The sequence below is a fragment of the Kiloniella majae genome, assembly GCF_002118315.1.
Lineage (GTDB): Bacteria > Pseudomonadota > Alphaproteobacteria > Kiloniellales > Kiloniellaceae > Kiloniella > Kiloniella majae.
The window spans coordinates 1218399-1234902 of the sequence record NZ_MTSZ01000001.1; the positions used below are offsets into that span (position 1 = coordinate 1218399).

Sequence of the window (16504 nt, forward strand, 5' to 3'; positions counted from 1 at the left end):
CGGAATAGGCAATTCCTCCCCTCGGAAAGGCCTATTCACACAAGAACGGCTAGCCATTTATTGGTTAGCCGTTTTTCTGTCTTCTCAAACAAGAATGAGTAGTTGCATTAAAAAGAAGACAAAGAAGCATTACCACCACAAACCAAAACACCAACCTTCTCATTTTTCTCGGGAACATAAGCCCCGGATAACAAAGCAGCCAAGGCTGTGGCCCCACCCGGTTCCGCTATTTGACGATAATTATTCCAAAGGCATTCCTGCGCTGCTTTGACATCTACATCGTTCACCAAAACAGATTGATGAACAAAATTCTGAGCAGCTTCAAATCCATGATCACCGATCAGACTTGCCCCCAAAGCATCCGCCGCTAGACCCGAGACAGAAACACCGACGGGATGACCTGCATTTAAGGCAGAGTGCAACGTTGCCGTTCCCTCGGTTTCGACAGCAATAACTTTGACCTTGCCACGATACCAAGACGCAACACCGCCGATTAATCCGCCGCCGCCAACAGCCACCAACAGACTATCAATCTCCGGCGCTTGCTCTTCAAATTCAAGGCCGACAGTTCCCTGACCCGCAACAATTTCCTGTTGATCATAGGCGTGAAGCAGCTTGGCACCTGTTTCTTTCTGACACTCAAGACACGCCGCCAAAGCTTCAGAAAAATTGGCCCCAACAACATTAATCCGGGCACCGTATTGTTCCAGCTTTGCCAATTTCGCTGGCGATACAATTTCAGGCACAAAAATCTCTGTACGTACCCCTAACTTATTTGCCACATAGGCCACAGCGGCACCATGGTTTCCACCAGAAGCCGCAATAACACCACCTTTGGGCACATCACCGGACAAAAGAGCATTAAAACCACCCCGGACTTTAAAAGATCCGGAATGCTGCATCTGCTCAAATTTTAACGTGACTGGCACATCATCGAGAAACTCACCCGCAGGTACCCGCAAAATAGGCGTGCGACGAACATGCTCTCTGATCAAGTCGTAAGCGTTCAAAATTGTCGATTGCGTAATATGTCCGGACACAGCTTTCACCTGAAAAGATAGTAAGAGGGAGATTTCACCTAAAAGGCATAAGAAACACAACCTAAAACATTATGATTACTTGGTTATTTTTCAAGCCCATTCAAAAAATCATCAAAAACACCGGAATTTATCACACTTTTGTTAGACCTGATGTAATTCCGCAGACGCAGACTATATCCCAAGCCTGTACTCGCTTTGTTCACCAACAAATAAAAAGACCTGACAAACAAAATAGGGAGCTCGGTATGTCACCGGATGCCGTACACCATCAAGATAACAGTATTATTCTTTCTGACAGTAACTTACTAAAAACACATACAATCATTCTGGATCAGGGAGATCCGGAAGAAAAACGTCAGGAAATCCTAGACTATTTCCACAAGACATTCAGCCTTTACGAAACACTTTTTGAATGCCTCAAAGATGACAATGCTTTCTATGCTCGGGCCAATTCACTACGCCACCCCTTGATCTTTTATTATGGCCATACGGCTGTTTTCTTTATCAATAAGCTTAACGTTGCCAAATTTATTGATACCCGGATTGATGCAACACTGGAATCAACCCTTGCCATTGGTGTCGATGAAATGTCGTGGGATGATCTGAATGAAAATAACTACGATTGGCCAACCCCAAAAAAAGTAAAAGCTTACCGAGATAAAGTGAGAACACTGGTTGACCATTTTATTCGATCCTGTGAAATCACTCTTCCCATCAAACAAACAGATCCTCTGTGGGTCATCATGATGGGGATCGAGCACGAACGTATTCATCTTGAAACATCAGCCGTTCTAGTACGAGAGCTTCCGTTAGACAAAATCCGCCCGCACCGTTTTTGGAGCAAAATTTGCCAAAGCAGTGGAATAGCCCCCGAAAATGATCTTCTTCCTGTAAGCGGAGGTAAATTGACGCTAGGAAAAGGGCAGAGTAACCAGCATTTCGGTTGGGATAACGAATATGGTTCCTATGAAACCAGGGTAGAAGACTTTAAAGCAAGTAAATACCTGGTCTCAAACCAAGAGTATTTTGATTTTGTAAAAGACAATGGTTACGCACGGGAAAACTTTTGGACTGAAGAAGGATGGAAATGGGTTTCCTATCGCAAAGCCGAGGCCCCCGTCTATTGGGTCAAGCATAGTGGCGAATATAAATATCGAACAATGCTGGAAGTTATTCCAATGCCATGAGATTGGCCTGTCGACATCAACTATCTTGAGGCCAAGGCTTTCTGCAACTGGAAATCCGAGAAAACCGGGCGCTCTATTCGATTACCAACAGAAGCAGAATGGTACCAACTCCGCACATTGGAGCCCAAGGACCAATCCACTTGGAACAGTGCACCGGGAAATATAAATCTGGAACAGGGTATGTCACCTTGCCCTATAAATAAAAACGAATTTGCCCAAGGTTTTTTTGATATAATCGGGAATGTCTGGCAATGGACAGAAACAGCTATAGACGGATATGAAGGCTTTGCTGTCCACCCGATCTATGACGATTTTTCAACGCCAACATTTGATGGTAAACACAATGTATTCAAAGGCGGCTGTTGGATCTCGACAGGGAACTACGCCCTCAAAGATTCCCGGTATGCTTTTCGTCGCCACTTTTTTCAATATTCAGGCCTGCGCTACGTCGAAGCACCAGAGCTCCCTACAACAGAGGTTAATATGTATGAGACCGACGACATTGTCGCGCAGTATATCGAATTCCACTATGGCGAAGAGTACTTCAACGTTCCAAACTTCCCCGTTGCCTGCGCCAAAATTTGCATAGAGAACACAAAACAAGCAAGGCGAGAAAGAGCCTTGGATCTTGGTTGCGCAACAGGACGCGCATCCTTTGAGTTAGCAAAAACATACGATCATGTCGATGCCATTGATTTCTCTGCTCGCCTGATTCAAGCGCCATCAGCATTACAACAAAAGGGAACACAACGATACACCATCCATGACGAAGGAGAGTTGGTAAGCTATAAAGAGATCAATCTGGATGATTTTGACGGGTACACACATATAAAAGACAAGATAGATTTCATGCAAGGAGACGCCTGCAATCTATCCTCGAAATATACAGACTACGATCTTGTTTTTGCTGGCAATCTTATTGATCGACTATATGACCCCAAGAAGTTCATCACTTCAATAAAAGATCGGATAAGGTCAGGCGGTTACCTTATTCTGACATCACCTTACACCTGGTTAGAAGAGTTCACAGAACGCAACAATTGGCTAGGTGGCTTCAAAGCAAATACTGGGGAAAACTATACAACACTAGACGGATTGGGTGACGCTCTCGCGCCAGAGTTTGAACTCGCAAGTCAACCTGTTGATATTCCCTTTGTTATCCGCGAAACCAAGCGCAAGTACCAGCATACCCTTGCTGAGCTATCTATATGGAAGAAAGTGTCCTAAGCCACTTTTTCTGTTTTAATACCTTAAGGCCCTGAAAATTTTCAGGGCTTTTTTCATGGGACATCCTACTCAACACTTAAGACACACGTCATATCGAAAAAATACATATCTCAATAATTATTCCTGAAAAATAAAATAAATTCAGGAATAATTATTGATTTTTACATAAAAAACACTTAACACTCTAAAAATGAACGAACCAGATAAAAAGATTCTGTCACTTTTGCAAAGCGACAACAAAACTCCCATGACCACGCTGGCAGAACAAACAGGCCTGAGTGTATCAGCGGTCAATGATCGTGTGCGCAAGTTACAAACCAACGGCACGATCAAAGGAAATTGTGCCGTAGTAGATCCGGAAGTTTTAGGGTTGGAACTCCTCGCCTTCCTTTTCATTGACCTTCATCAAGATGCTGATGAAGAGGCTTTTATACAGCAAATGAAAAGCCTTACTGAAATACAGGAACTCCATCACGTGACAGGCCAACACAACTATCTGGCCAAGGTTCGCGTCAAAAACACCAAGGGACTGCAAAGTTTCTTATCGCAAAAACTAAAACGACAACCAGGGGTCGCTCAAACAGAAACCCTGATCGTGCTGCAAAGCGAAAAAGAAACAACCGTTCTGCCAATATAAACGTCGGTGTAAAGATTCCTTTCATCGGCTCAACAAACCGATGAAGAGATCAAAAAATGTTAGCACTTATCCTCAAAGGCCTTTTAATGGGCCTCGCCATCGCTGCCCCTGTTGGTCCCATGGCGCTTCTCTGTCTAAAACTAAGCTTGGAAAAAGGCATTAAATCCGGGATCGCTACTGGATTGGGAATTGCCATGGCAGATATGAGCTATGGCGTCGTAGCTTTGCTCGGCTTTTCCGCTGTCATGGCAGTCCTTCTGGATTACAACGAGACTATTCGCTTGATCGGCGGTATAGGACTAGTCGCGCTTGGGGGATATAGCCTTATAAAAGCAACAAGAAATCGGGAACCTGTGAAGCTTTCTCCACTTACATCGCGCGTCGTTTCAAAAGACTTTATCCTGACCTTCACGACAGCCTACGGTCTGACAATAACAAACCCCATGACCATACTGGTCTTTCTGGCAATATTTGCTGGATTAGGGGATGACGTTTCTTACGAAGGCAAATGGATTGTGGCTACGGGAATTTTCTTAGGATCTCTTGGCTGGTGGATTATGATTGCGTTCATAGGCAGTGTTTTACGCACACGCGTGTCACCCAGAATCATTACGGCCATCAATATTACTTCGGGCGTTATTATTAGTGGGTTTGGTTTCTACATCCTCTTATCGTGACCGCTAATAAGGCAGATTGATTTAATTCGAAGGGATGCTATCCGCCGGGCGATACTTCTCAAGAAGCTCTTTGTACTTTTCACTATCCAAAACCGCCGCCAAAGCCTGATTAAACTTTGCAACAAAACCGGGCGGCACAGATTCTTTGCTCAGCATGAAATGAACGGGATCGGCATTGAGCAAATGAGGTAAAGGCCGAATAGCATTCAATCGTCGAGCTTCAATTGCATGGTGATACCCCACATACAAATCAGCAATAACCATATCCACACGATGATTTAACAGCTGTTGAATTCGGGCTTCGGTCTCCGCATTCAATCGCAAGACACCTGAATCAATAGCCCTTTGTTTTTCCTCGCCATACTCAGGGCCATACCATCCCCCCAAACCTGCAGTAATGCTAAGCTTCTGATCGACAGCGTCCCTCAACTTATAGTCTTTATATTGATTATAATCCGATGATCGTACAAACATTGCCACAGTCTCATCACGGTAAGGTTCCGAAAAATAGGCATAGGCCGACCGCTCAACAGTTATCGAAGCAGCTGGCATGATATCCAGCATGCCCCGTTTCAAAAGCATTTGCGCCCGCTTGGACGGCATCAAAAGAAGATTATATTCACAGTCCATTTCAGACATAACCGACTTCACAACATCGATATCCAATCCGGTAGGAACCGAGTTTTTGGGAACGTATTGATAGGGAATATAATTATTGGAATAGGCAATAGAGTAAGCTTTTTCACAATCAGCGGCAGTTGCAACCTGCGCCCCGAAGCACGCAAAAATGCTTAAGATAACAACAGAATACATGCGCGATTTCATCGCCAACCTCTTTAGGTTCATCAGTCTTGCTGATGTTTTACCCCCACGACCTCAAAGATTATATCACAAATAGGTTAACAACTTTTCTTTATTTTCGGTTTGATCAATACTGCTCTTCAATCCAGTTGGGGAAATTGCATGACAACAAACGCACTACTTTTTAAAAACTATAGTTACCGCGATGATCCCAATGTCACTGATTTTGATGACAGCAGACCCATTATTGTTTTTGATGGTGAATGCGCTCTTTGCTCTGCTTTTATTCAGTTTGTTGTCAGGCACGATAAATCCGAAGAATTTCAGTTCACAACAGGACAATCCAATTTAGGTCAGGCACTCTTTCAGCACTATGATCTGGATACCGTAAATTTTGAAACCAACCTTTTGATTTCAAAAGGCAGAGCCTATGCCAAGATGTCTGCATTTTCACAGACGACGTCTCTCCTGCCCTATCCTGCCAAGTTTCTTAGTCTCGCCAAATATCTTCCCTCTCCGATGGATAATTGGCTTTATGATCTGATCGCACGAAACCGCTACCGTTTATTTGGACGCGCTGATAGTTGCCTGTTGCCAGACAGCAATCTCAAAAAACGCTTGATCGAATAATGCCATAAACATTTACAAGCTGATCATCGACATCTTATGGTAATTTACTTTATCTGAGTCACAAATAATCCCCACAGGCCAAACGTGATTACTATTTATGATTTAAAACCCAGGTTTCAAAACCTGCTACGCCCCCTTTGCGCCAAGCTAGTATCCATAGGAATCACGGCAAATCAGGTCACTATTTTTGCAGCTATTTTATCTGCTGTTGGTGGGGCCGCAATTCTATTCAATCCGACATCGCCTGTGCCATTATTCCTTTTGCCTGTCTTGCTTTTTATCCGCATGGCACTCAATGCCATAGACGGTATGATGGCACGGGAATTCAATCAAAAAAGCAATTTGGGTGCCATACTCAATGAGCTTACAGATGTAATCGCCGATGTTCTTCTTTATCTGCCCTTTGCGCTTATACCCGGTATCAACGCCTATTTGATTGTTGCCCTTGTAATGCTCGGGATCATGGTTGAAATGATTGGGGTTGTATCCATTCAAATTGGCGCATCCCGCCGTTATGACGGCCCCTTTGGGAAAAGCGACCGCGCCTTTGCCTTTGGCTTTGTTGCCGTGGTCTTGGTTCTAGGTTTTGTGCCTGTTTTATGGCTGAATATATTACTTGCTGCTTTAGTTGCCCTGTCTTGTTACACGATATTTAATCGGGCCAAACAAGCCTTGAAAGAAGCAGGGGATCTATCATGAATTTGATTGAACAACTACCGATCACACAAAACCTGCTGTATATCATTGCTGGCGTTTATGTACTCTTATGTCTTGCCACCATTATTGTTTCCTTGATGCGTCGGGGACAAACACAGGAAAAACATCTGGAACTCTGGCTCAGGGTAAAGTCCTGGTGGTATATGATCACCATCTTTACCTTTGCCATCTGCATAAACAGAACACTGTCCGTTATCTTCTTAGGCTTGATATCTTATCTCGCTTTGAAAGAATATCTGTCGATGATTCCGACCCGACGTGCTGATCGTCGTGTACTCTTTTGGGCCTATATCGCAATTCCTATACAGTATTACTGGGTCTATAGCGGCTGGTACGGCATGTTTATTATTTTCATTCCCGTATGGGTCTTTCTATTCCTTCCCTTCCGCATGGTTTTGAAGGGAGAAACAGATGGTTTTCTCAAAGCTATTGGTACCCTGAACTGGGGACTGATGATGACGGTCTTCAGCCTTTCCCATGCCGCGTATCTAATTGTTCTTCCCGAAACGGCATCAGAACATCATACGCCTGTGTTTGATAAAAGCGGTGCAGCACTTTTATTCTTACTCGTACTGCTGACACAGTTTAACGATGTTGCTCAATATGTGTGGGGAAGGCTTATTGGCGGACCTAAGATTATTCCCAAAGTAAGCCCGGGGAAAACATGGGCCGGATTTTTAGGGGGTATGGTTTCGACAGCATTATTATCGATGTTGTTATCTCTTGTTATCTCCCCCATGTCCCTGCACATGGCAGCTCTGGCCGGTATCATCATTTCCTTTACAGGTTTTATTGGTGACGTCACTATTTCAGCGGTAAAAAGAGATCTGAAAGTTAAGGATACAGGCAGCACAATACCCGGACACGGTGGCTTGCTCGACAGAGTAGATAGCTTGACCTACACAGCACCGATATTTTTCCATTTCCTTCGATATTTTTATTATTAACGATGATCAATACTCTTCTCAGATCACTGTTCTTTATGTTTCTTGTCCGTCCTTTGGTATTAATCGGCTTGGGAATCAACATCCGAAACAGACACTCACTACCATCCCAAGGACCCGCTGTGATTATTGCCAATCACAACTCACACCTTGATACACTGGTGATCCTGTCTCTCTTCCCGCTATCCTTGTTACCTCGCGTACGTCCCGTTGCTGCCGCAGATTACTTTCTCCGCAATCCCTTGCTTGCCTGGTTTGCAACCAAGATCATCGGCATCATCCCAATTCAACGCACGAGCAAAGGTGGAAATCCCTTACACCAAGCTTTTGAAGCCTTACGCAACGATGAAGTTCTTATTATTTATCCCGAAGGGTCTCGCGGCGATCCTGAAGAATTAACAAAATTCAAAAAAGGTATTTCGCTGATTAGTAAAAAGTTTCCGGATGTTCCCATAACTCCGTTATTTTTACACGGATTAGGGAAAGCTCTTCCCAAGGGTGACGCTGTTTTTGTGCCGTTCTTTTGCGATATATTTGTTGGCGATGCTCAGTTTTGGGATGGGGAAAAAGATCGCTTCATGCAAAAACTGGAAGCACAGATAACTGATCTTTCTAAACAAGGGCACTTTCCCGAATGGATATGATTTCTCAACCTAGCTTCCTAGTGGTCTCTTCCCCTCAATAACAGCTTTATAGCCTTCCATCGCTTCATAGAGAAAATCAAGTAGAACTCTTACGCGACGATTTTCCTTTATGTCGGCATGGACCAAAACCCACATTGTATTATCAGAAATCAGCTTGGCATCCGGAACGCGAACCAGGTGAGGATCTGTATCCCCCATGTAACAGGGAAGCATGCCGATACCCATACCATTCCTCAACATAACCTGCACAGAGTTCGCAGAGGTTGCTATCGCAGAAATACGTGCAGGAAGGACAGGTTTTGCCGCCCCTTCGTAGCTTTGTGAAATCCAACGATCCAGCTTGGGACGGTCTGCCAAATACCCTGTAGAGGCGTAACACCCCAGAGGACTTTCGGCAATTCGGCGTCCGACGGCGTCCGGTGGTGGATTACGAGTGATACGGATGACAACATCGGCTTCACGTTGCGAGAGCTTTGCCATTTGGTCAGAGCTTTCCAACACCAGTTCCACCATCGGATAGAGTTCTTGAAAAGCTGCTATATTTGGGTGCAACAAACTTAAGAAAAGTGTTTCTGACATTGATAGCCGCACTTTGCCCGCGATTTGAGTATCTCGCGCAAAAACCCGACGATCCAGTTCTTGCATCGAGGCTTCTGCATCTTCCGCTGCAGATAAAATTTCGCGTCCGACATCACTTAAATGCAGTCCAGTTGTGACCCGTTCAAACAAGGGAACACCAACACCTTCTTCCAAAATTCGTAACCGTCTGGAAACCGTCGCATGCGTGACGTTTAACCGCCGGGATGCTTCCCGAACTGAACCTGATCGGGTTAAAGTTAGAAAGATACGAATATCATCCCAATTAAATGACTGGATCATTTTTCGTCCACAGTGTTTTAATTTTGGATAATTTCACATCCACCTACTTCGTGCCATCTTTTTCTTATTCCTACTCACACAAACACAAAATGGATAGAAAAATGAAATACCAAGTAACACTAATTGAAGCCGACATTCGCGAAGCCATGAACGGCGAAATGAGCTTGGCAATCAAGGCAAATAACGAAACCTTAGCCACTCTTGATTACTTCTGGACACCAGAACATTTCACTGCACGCTTTAATGGTTTCGCGCCCACCATGCCCAAGCCAGCCCACCCCATGATCTTCCTCGGTAAGCCGATTGAGAGCATCAACACACTAAAACAAACACCAGAAACATCCCCTGTTGATGTCTTTAAAAACAACATCGTCGAGTTCGACGTCTAATCACTTTTCTTCGTGATTTAACGCACATAAAATATGGAAAAATTCAATGAAATCAATGATATTACTACTCACAGCAACAGCCATTTTTGTGAGCAGCAACTCCTTGTCCTTTGCGGAAACATCCAACAAAGGTGTTCTCGCCCTGATCAATACAAACGATACCGCTGCCTATGACAGTAAACTGGAACACTTTGAAACCAAGCTTAATACCCAAGGCTGTAATATTTTGCGCGAGGGTCCGGTAATTGCTGAAGATGGTGATATAGATCTGGATCAGCCTAATCGCTTTATCTACATGACTTGCACATCTTCATTACTGGGACGCCCAGATGGCAGAGCATTAATATCAGAACTAAACCAAGGTATTGAGTATGCTGTTGCCGTAGAAGGGATATCCATTTTACACGACGATACCTCTTTCAATAAAACAGCAACGGCCCGCTCCTATATTCTCAAGGTCAGTCACTACAATAATACGGCACCCACCCAAAGAGATCAGGATTTATCAACCCTGGGGGAGCTTGTTCATCCAAGGTCGGACACCTACCAAACAGAAGCCTTTATCGAGGTCTCACAAGCCTATGGTATGCCCACCCCTGACGAAGCGGTTGTTATCTATTACGACAGTCCTGAAGCAGGTGATCGTTTTCGTAAACACAATCCTGATGTTCTGGAAAAAATCGTCGACTTCAATGATAAACATCTCAACGATTTTATTTATTATGTTGCCCAAAGCAGGCGATAATCAGGGATCGTTTCTTTTATCTTCACAAAACTATGCGTCAGCTTTCCAGCTGGCGTGTAGCCCATTGGAACAAGGCACTTTCTTTCTGCGCTAGTTGCGCAACAACAGAAAGGTGATGACAGTTCGCCGCGTTCATACGATCAAGCCGTTCGAACCTATTTCCCCACACCTTCTCCAGATTATCAGACTGTCGATGAAAACCACGACTTTCATCACCGCCAACAACGAGGAGAAAAGGGCAGATATTTTGTGGCTCAACAAATAAGGGGCTTAACGATTTTGCCTCATCCATATCCAGTCCCAGTTTGTTATTAATTGATGTTGGAACTAGCTGTGTAAGGTCAAAAAGACCGCTAATTGCAATTGCACTGTGTATTGGGTTTACATCAGCGGGCAAGCCATAGCTTGACCAGTCCGTGGCTAATAACATCCCAACCAGATGTCCGCCCGCCGAATGTCCACTAATTTGAATTTTACGGGGATCATAGCCATGTTTACCTGCATGCTGCCAAAGCCAGACAAAAGCCTGTCTGATTTCTTCTGTAAGTTCTCTCAGTGTTACTGTCGGACAAAGATCGTAACCAAGCATGGCAACATTCACGCCCGCATCCAGAAAGGCCTTGGCCAGAAAGCTGGACTGGCTTTTATCCATTGCCTGCCAATAACCCCCGTGAATAAAAACGTGCAATGGCGCGTCTCTATTCTCTGTGAGGTAAAGATCCAGCTTTGCCCGCTCACCTGCTCCGTAAGAAAGATCCAGCATTCCAGAAACAGTTTTACTGAAATCTGAAGCACGTCGTTCCCAATCCGCAAAAATGTCCATGTGGTCCGGTATCGCCGCACGGACATTGTAAAGCTTGTCTAATTCAAGATCTATTGTCACGACTTACACCCCCAGATACCGATGCTGCATGTCTTCATTTGCCAACAGATCTTCTGAACTGCCCGACCAGACTACACGACCCTTTTCCATCACATAATGCCGATCGGCAATCCGGGCCATCGCCTCGGGGTGTTTATCAATCACGAGAATTGCCTGTCCGGATTTCTTGAGATTATGCTCCAGAACATGCCAGATTTCATCGCGAATAATCGGAGCCAAACCTTCCGTAGCTTCGTCCAAGATCATAAAGCTCGGGTTTGTCATCAAGGCACGCCCGATCGCCAACATTTGTTGCTCACCACCAGAAAGTGTCCGGGCGTATTGCTTGGCCCGTTCTCTGAGCCGGGGGAACAGGTCCATCACCATATCAACGGACCAGGGATCATCGACACCTGCGTGATTGGCTGCAGTCGCAACCAGATTTTCAAACACGGTCAGGTTCGAAAAAACCTGTCGTCCTTCGGGAACATACCCAATACCCAGTTGCGCTATACTATGGCTTCTGAAGTCCTGAATGGCGACACCGCCAAATGAGATCTCTCCCCTTTTTGAAGGTGTAAGGCCCATAATCGAACGAACAGTGGTGGTTTTCCCCATGCCATTACGCCCCATAAGGGTAACAACCTCACCGGCCTTGATTTCCAAATCAACACCGAACAGAACCTGACTGGAACCATAACTGGTTTCAACGCCTGAAAGCTTCAAATCCCCCATTTAATAGTCCCCCAGATAAGCACGCCGTACCTCGGGATGGTTCTTAATCTCATCTGGCGTTCCCGTTATCAACACCTGCCCTTTGACCAACACAGTAATTATATCCGCAAGGGCAAAAACCACATCCATGTCATGTTCAACCAACAGCATGGTTACATCCCCTTTCAAGGGACGTAAAAGTTCCATCATGCGTAAAGATTCCGATTGCCCCATACCTGCCATAGGCTCGTCCAGTAACAACATGGACGGCGCTGTTGCCAAGACCATCGCCAATTCCAGCTGCCTTTGTTGTCCGTGAGCCAGATCCATAACCGGACTATCGGCAAAATCAGAAAGACCTACGCGTTCCAGTATTTTCCGTGCCGGGGTACGTAAGCTGTGATCCCTACGCGCGTTATCCCAAAAGCGAAAACTGTGACCTTGTTGAGACTGTATTGCCATCGCCACGTTATCTTCAGCAGTAAATTCGGGCAGTAAACTCGTGATTTGATATGACCGCTGTAATCCTGATCTTGCACGTTTATCCACGGGCCAATGGGTCACATCCTGCCCATCAAAACGAACACGCCCTGTATCGGATTGCAGCTCACCCGACAACTGAGCAATAGCTGTGGATTTACCTGCCCCATTCGGGCCGATTAATCCATGAATAGTCCCACGCTTAACGGTAAAGGTCAGACCGTCACTTGCAGCAATCGCCCCAAAGCATTTTGTCAGACTTATGACTTCAAGAATAGGATCAGCCATTATCTGCCCCCTTCCCGATCAACAGGCCGTAAAGCCCCTTACGGGCAAAAAGCACGATCAAGACCAGCATCGGCCCAAGGAAAATCATCCAGTGCTCTGTCCAACCCGCCAAAACTTCTTCCATCAGCAACAAAGCAGCAGAGCCAAGAACCGGACCGATGAGTGAACCCATACCACCGAGAATAACCATAATCATGATTTCTCCCGAGCCGGTCCAATGCATCAATCCCGGACCAACAAACTCGGTATGGTTCGCCAATAAAGCTCCGGCAAGCCCCGCAATCATGCCCGACAGAACAAATGCCATCAGCTTGTAGCGATAAACAGGATACCCCAGCGCCTTCATTCTGACTTCGTTCTGTCGACACCCGCGCAGAACCATGCCAAACCGACTTTTCACAATCCGCGAACAACACCACAGACACAAAAGCAAGAGAACCAGACAGGTAAAGTAAAAACTTTTAGCGTCATATAGATCCAACAGAGGAATTTCACTTCTCTCCCATATATTAAGGCCGTCTTCGCCGCCATAGGTCGGAATAGAGATCATGAAAAAATACAACATCTGGGCAAAAGCCAGTGTTATCATAATGAAGTAAACACCTGATGTTCGCAGGCTCAACGCCCCGATAATTAATGCCAACAAACCACTAAAAATCATTGCAAGAGGCCATTGGATAAAAGCCTGCGTTGTCCCCTGCCACTCCCCGGGTAAAAAGACCACAGCAGTGCCTTCGTAGCTGTGGTGGGTCAAAATACCAACCACATAAGCGCCCAAGCCCAGAAAAGCACCATGACCAAAGCTAACCATCCCGCCATAGCCAAGGATAAGATCCAAACTTATAGCCACAAGCGCATAGATCAGGATACGGCTTGCGATATCAACCAGAAAAGGTTCATTGAAGAGGTTTGCAAACAGAGGAACGGCAAAGAGAACCAAAATCCCAACCAGAGAAACGATCTTTGTTCTTAAGCTGGCCTCTGAACCTATAATCTTATTTAAAAACATATGGCCAGTTAGCTCCCGTATGCTTGGAACAAACCACGGGGCTTCCAGATCAACACCACAGCCATCAACACATAGATAGCAACAGATGACATGGAAGCAGCAACAGTATCCGCAGATGCAGGATCAAGAAGTTCCCGCATGATGGTAGGTAAAAAGGCCCGCCCATAGGTATCAACCATCCCCACCAGCAACGCACCAACCAGTGCGCCACGGACAGAGCCAATCCCCCCAATAATAATAACTACAAAGGTAAGGATCAGAATTTTTTCACCCATGCCAACCTCAACCGCCAGCATCGGGCCAGCCAACGCCCCGGCAAGGCCCGCAAGCATCGCCCCTATCCCGAAGACAATGGTATAAAGTTGATCGATATTTACCCCCAGGGCGCCCACCATTTCACGATGTGTTGCCCCTGCCCGGATCAACATCCCCACCCGGGTGTGAATGATCAGATGCCGCAGAAGCAACGCAACAATCAGGCCCGCCCCGATAATAAAAAGACGATAGGATGGATAAGGCGCTCCGGGAATGAATTCCAAGGTCCCTGAAAGAAGTTCCGGCGTTGATAAAAACAGAGCTTGAGGGCCCCACAGGATTTTAACGAGCTCATTAAAAAACAATATCATGCCAAAGGTTGCGAGTACCTGATCAAGGTGATCACGATTATACAATCTGCGCAAAGCAGAGAATTCCAACAACATTCCGGTTAATCCCGCAGCCCCCAGAGCAGCAAGAATACCAAGAACAAAGCTGTCGCTTGCCTGCGTTACACTGGCCGCGACATAAGCCCCGATCATATAGAGAGACCCGTGAGCCAGATTAATGAGGTGCATAATTCCAAAAACCAGCGTCAAACCCGCTGCCATAAGGAAAAGCATTACCCCTTGTTGAAGCCCGTTCAGCGACTGTTCAAAAAACAGTTCTATCGTTAACATAAACACATTCCAAACATGGCCAAATATGACCAGATACGGCCAGACATGACCAAGCCAAACACCCTCATTTAGCAGCAAGACCGATTGCCATCCAGAGTGCGAAAAGCTTGTCCAGATGGTAATCGACCCTGACGCTAAGGGCCTATCATTAGGCTTTGGTTATACTTAAAGTTTACATTCTGTTGCGTAAGCATCCTGATGAGCAGAGAAGACTTTGCTCACAATTTTGTTGGTGACAATGTCCCCGTCTTTATGAACAACACGCACATAGATATCCTGAACCGGATGCTGGTTTGATCCAAACTTGAAATCACCACGCACAGAGTCAAATTCAGCTTTTCTAAGGGCATCGCGGAACTTGCCATCATCAGAAAGATCCCCCCCAACAGAAGCAACTGCTGAATCAATCAAAAGTGCAGCATCATACCCCTGACTGGCATAGAGAGATGGGTTCCGCCCATAGGTCTCCTTGAAGGCTTTCACAAACGACGTATTCGCAGGGTTATCAATATCCTTGTTCCATTGTGATGTGTTGTAAACACCAACCGCGGCATCACCAACAGCCTTCAGAATGCCTTCATCGAAAGAGAACGCTGGTCCGAAAAGAGGCGTTTCAGCATTTAATCCAGCTTGGGAATACTGCTTAACGAAATTGATACCCATACCGCCTGGCAGGAAGAAATAAACCGCATCCGGTTTCGCCGCACGCAGGTTAGCCAACTCCGCAGCATAATCGACCTGACCAAGTTTGGTATAAACTTCACCCGCTACGTCACCTTTGTAGAAACGCTTGAAACCTGCAATTGCATCTTTACCAGCCGGATAGTTTGGCGCCATGAGGTAAACATTTTTCAACCCCTTATCGGTCACATACTGTCCCGCAGCTTCGTGAAGGTTGTCATTTTGCCATGCCACGTTGAAATAATTTTCATGACATTTTTTACCCGCCAAAGCCGATGGACCTGCATTGGGGCTAATGTAAAACTTGCCTGCGCGGGTCACACTTGGGACAACGGCCATTGCCAGGTTGGACCAGACTATACCGGTCACGATATCAACGTCGTCCTGTTTGATCATGCGTGTGGCAATTTGCTTGGCATTGCCAACCTTGCGCGCATCATCCACTTCGATAACCTGTGTTTCAACACCGCCCAGCTTGCCATCTTTCATTTTCAAGCCAAGCATAAAGCCATCGCGGATATCAATGCCAAGACTGGCACCGCCGCCGGATAATGTAGTGATCATCCCAATTTTCAAAGGCTCCGCAGCCTGAACAGCAGGTGATGTAAAACCTGCACTTAGTGCCATTGCACCAGCCATAAACAGTGGTAACAGATGTTTCTTTTTTTTCATTTTTCGCCCCTTGAAAAACGAGCCAAGAACTTGTCTCGCGATTTATGGTCCGAAGCCAACAGCCCGGAACCTCCCTATTTATTATGGCGAACACGGTAATCGAAGGGCTGTGGACAGGCAACTTTTTATCACCTGTGGCGATAGATAACCGGCCATAATTCTCAAGATATCCTCTCCATAAGATCTTGCCCTGCACCTTATTATTCTTAAATTTACGAACACAATGCATAGGGGCCATGCAAAAGATATAGGCGGATCGGGCTTGACCCAAAGAGAGCCTTCCTATATTCAAGCGTCACTTCGCGAGAAATCGTGGTGTTTCGGCACATGTTTTTTCGCTCTGATG

General features: G+C 45.7%; 18 protein-coding genes and 1 pseudogene. 10 read left to right on the forward strand and 9 right to left on the reverse strand.

The window, feature by feature from the left end:
- Window positions 1–107 precede the first annotated feature (107 nt).
- Window positions 108–1040 (reverse strand): threonine/serine dehydratase, encoded by a 933-nt coding sequence (locus BKB51_RS05710; RefSeq protein ID WP_085900087.1) that lies wholly within the window; start codon window positions 1038–1040, stop codon window positions 108–110.
- Between the two features lie 245 nt (window positions 1041–1285).
- Between BKB51_RS05710 and ovoA the strand changes: the two are divergent.
- From ovoA to BKB51_RS05725, 4 genes and pseudogenes are all read left to right on the forward strand, one after another.
- Window positions 1286–2623 (forward strand): annotated as a pseudogene (gene ovoA / locus BKB51_RS20875) (5-histidylcysteine sulfoxide synthase); the annotation flags it as partial.
- An 87-nt stretch (window positions 2624–2710) separates the two neighbouring features.
- The gene (locus BKB51_RS20880; RefSeq protein ID WP_245813246.1) at window positions 2711–3454 is read left to right on the forward strand and encodes a putative 4-mercaptohistidine N1-methyltransferase; all 744 of its coding nucleotides are present in this window, start codon (window positions 2711–2713) and stop codon (window positions 3452–3454) included.
- 190 nt (window positions 3455–3644) lie between these two features.
- The gene (locus tag BKB51_RS05720; RefSeq protein WP_085900088.1) at window positions 3645–4091 is read left to right on the forward strand and encodes an Lrp/AsnC family transcriptional regulator; all 447 of its coding nucleotides are present in this window, start codon (window positions 3645–3647) and stop codon (window positions 4089–4091) included.
- Between the two features lie 56 nt (window positions 4092–4147).
- Entirely contained in the window at window positions 4148–4768 is a 621-nt protein-coding gene (locus BKB51_RS05725) for a LysE family translocator (protein WP_085900089.1), read from the forward strand.
- 21 nt (window positions 4769–4789) lie between these two features.
- Here BKB51_RS05725 and BKB51_RS05730 read toward each other — a convergent pair whose 3' ends face one another.
- Window positions 4790–5593, reverse strand: a complete 804-nt coding sequence (locus tag BKB51_RS05730) for a substrate-binding periplasmic protein (protein ID WP_158090156.1) — start codon at window positions 5591–5593, stop codon at window positions 4790–4792.
- Window positions 5594–5731: 138 nt separating this feature from the next.
- Between BKB51_RS05730 and BKB51_RS05735 the strand changes: the two genes are divergently transcribed.
- From BKB51_RS05735 to BKB51_RS05750, 4 genes are all read left to right on the forward strand, one after another.
- Window positions 5732–6199, forward strand: a complete 468-nt coding sequence (locus BKB51_RS05735) for a thiol-disulfide oxidoreductase DCC family protein (RefSeq protein ID WP_085900091.1) — start codon at window positions 5732–5734, stop codon at window positions 6197–6199.
- Window positions 6200–6283: 84 nt separating this feature from the next.
- A complete protein-coding gene (locus BKB51_RS05740) occupies window positions 6284–6898 on the forward strand; it encodes a CDP-alcohol phosphatidyltransferase family protein (protein ID WP_085900092.1) in 615 nt (204 codons plus the stop codon).
- A complete protein-coding gene (locus BKB51_RS05745; RefSeq protein ID WP_085900093.1) occupies window positions 6895–7863 on the forward strand; it encodes a phosphatidate cytidylyltransferase in 969 nt (322 codons plus the stop codon). The genes BKB51_RS05740 and BKB51_RS05745 overlap by 4 nt, the downstream gene beginning before the upstream one ends.
- A gap of 35 nt (window positions 7864–7898) precedes the next feature.
- Window positions 7899–8504 (forward strand): lysophospholipid acyltransferase family protein, encoded by a 606-nt coding sequence (locus BKB51_RS05750; protein ID WP_218043954.1) that lies wholly within the window; start codon window positions 7899–7901, stop codon window positions 8502–8504.
- Between the two features lie 9 nt (window positions 8505–8513).
- Here the strand turns inward: BKB51_RS05750 and BKB51_RS05755 are convergent, their stop codons facing one another.
- The gene (locus BKB51_RS05755) at window positions 8514–9383 is read right to left on the reverse strand and encodes a LysR family transcriptional regulator (protein ID WP_085900095.1); all 870 of its coding nucleotides are present in this window, start codon (window positions 9381–9383) and stop codon (window positions 8514–8516) included.
- 101 nt (window positions 9384–9484) lie between these two features.
- On the opposite strand from BKB51_RS05755, the gene BKB51_RS05760 reads away from it, so the two are divergent.
- Both BKB51_RS05760 and BKB51_RS05765 read left to right on the forward strand, forming a co-directional pair.
- A complete protein-coding gene (locus tag BKB51_RS05760) occupies window positions 9485–9772 on the forward strand; it encodes a hypothetical protein (RefSeq protein ID WP_085900096.1) in 288 nt (95 codons plus the stop codon).
- A gap of 46 nt (window positions 9773–9818) precedes the next feature.
- Window positions 9819–10517: a hypothetical protein gene (locus BKB51_RS05765; RefSeq protein WP_085900097.1), complete on the forward strand. Its 699-nt coding sequence runs from the start codon at window positions 9819–9821 to the stop codon at window positions 10515–10517.
- Between the two features lie 37 nt (window positions 10518–10554).
- On the opposite strand, the gene BKB51_RS05770 is transcribed toward BKB51_RS05765, so the two are convergent.
- The 6 genes from BKB51_RS05770 to BKB51_RS05795 form a co-directional block, all read right to left on the reverse strand.
- A complete protein-coding gene (locus BKB51_RS05770) occupies window positions 10555–11400 on the reverse strand; it encodes an alpha/beta hydrolase (protein WP_085900098.1) in 846 nt (281 codons plus the stop codon).
- 3 nt (window positions 11401–11403) lie between these two features.
- Window positions 11404–12114, reverse strand: coding sequence for an ABC transporter ATP-binding protein (locus BKB51_RS05775; RefSeq protein ID WP_085900099.1), 711 nt, complete (start codon window positions 12112–12114; stop codon window positions 11404–11406).
- Entirely contained in the window at window positions 12115–12861 is a 747-nt protein-coding gene (locus tag BKB51_RS05780; protein WP_085900100.1) for an ABC transporter ATP-binding protein, read from the reverse strand. It abuts the gene before it with no gap.
- Window positions 12854–13870, reverse strand: a complete 1017-nt coding sequence (locus BKB51_RS05785) for a branched-chain amino acid ABC transporter permease (RefSeq protein ID WP_085900101.1) — start codon at window positions 13868–13870, stop codon at window positions 12854–12856. The genes BKB51_RS05780 and BKB51_RS05785 overlap by 8 nt, the downstream gene beginning before the upstream one ends.
- An 8-nt stretch (window positions 13871–13878) precedes the next feature.
- Window positions 13879–14805 carry a branched-chain amino acid ABC transporter permease gene (locus BKB51_RS05790; protein ID WP_198946644.1) on the reverse strand — a complete coding sequence of 309 codons (927 nt, stop codon included), beginning with the start codon at window positions 14803–14805 and terminating at the stop codon, window positions 13879–13881.
- Window positions 14806–14970: 165 nt separating this feature from the next.
- Window positions 14971–16158 (reverse strand): ABC transporter substrate-binding protein, encoded by a 1188-nt coding sequence (locus BKB51_RS05795; protein WP_245813220.1) that lies wholly within the window; start codon window positions 16156–16158, stop codon window positions 14971–14973.
- Window positions 16159–16504: the final 346 nt, after the last annotated feature.

Excerpts from the sequence above, each read along its gene's own strand:
- BKB51_RS20880 (WP_245813246.1), top strand. The coding sequence starts at position 2,711 with ATGTATGAGACCGACGACATTGTCGCGCAGTATATCGAATTCCACTAT.
- BKB51_RS05755 (WP_085900095.1), bottom strand. The coding sequence starts at position 9,383 with ATGATCCAGTCATTTAATTGGGATGATATTCGTATCTTTCTAACTTTA.
- BKB51_RS05760 (WP_085900096.1), top strand. The coding sequence starts at position 9,485 with ATGAAATACCAAGTAACACTAATTGAAGCCGACATTCGCGAAGCCATG.
- BKB51_RS05775 (WP_085900099.1), bottom strand. The coding sequence starts at position 12,114 with ATGGGGGATTTGAAGCTTTCAGGCGTTGAAACCAGTTATGGTTCCAGT.
- BKB51_RS05790 (WP_198946644.1), bottom strand. The coding sequence starts at position 14,805 with ATGTTAACGATAGAACTGTTTTTTGAACAGTCGCTGAACGGGCTTCAA.
- BKB51_RS05730 (WP_158090156.1), bottom strand. The coding sequence starts at position 5,593 with ATGAAATCGCGCATGTATTCTGTTGTTATCTTAAGCATTTTTGCGTGC.
- BKB51_RS05785 (WP_085900101.1), bottom strand. The coding sequence starts at position 13,870 with ATGTTTTTAAATAAGATTATAGGTTCAGAGGCCAGCTTAAGAACAAAG.
- BKB51_RS05725 (WP_085900089.1), top strand. The coding sequence starts at position 4,148 with ATGTTAGCACTTATCCTCAAAGGCCTTTTAATGGGCCTCGCCATCGCT.
- BKB51_RS05780 (WP_085900100.1), bottom strand. The coding sequence starts at position 12,861 with ATGGCTGATCCTATTCTTGAAGTCATAAGTCTGACAAAATGCTTTGGG.
- BKB51_RS05720 (WP_085900088.1), top strand. The coding sequence starts at position 3,645 with ATGAACGAACCAGATAAAAAGATTCTGTCACTTTTGCAAAGCGACAAC.
- BKB51_RS05745 (WP_085900093.1), top strand. The coding sequence starts at position 6,895 with ATGAATTTGATTGAACAACTACCGATCACACAAAACCTGCTGTATATC.
- BKB51_RS05795 (WP_245813220.1), bottom strand. The coding sequence starts at position 16,158 with ATGAAAAAAAAGAAACATCTGTTACCACTGTTTATGGCTGGTGCAATG.
- BKB51_RS05765 (WP_085900097.1), top strand. The coding sequence starts at position 9,819 with ATGAAATCAATGATATTACTACTCACAGCAACAGCCATTTTTGTGAGC.
- BKB51_RS05735 (WP_085900091.1), top strand. The coding sequence starts at position 5,732 with ATGACAACAAACGCACTACTTTTTAAAAACTATAGTTACCGCGATGAT.
- BKB51_RS05750 (WP_218043954.1), top strand. The coding sequence starts at position 7,899 with ATGTTTCTTGTCCGTCCTTTGGTATTAATCGGCTTGGGAATCAACATC.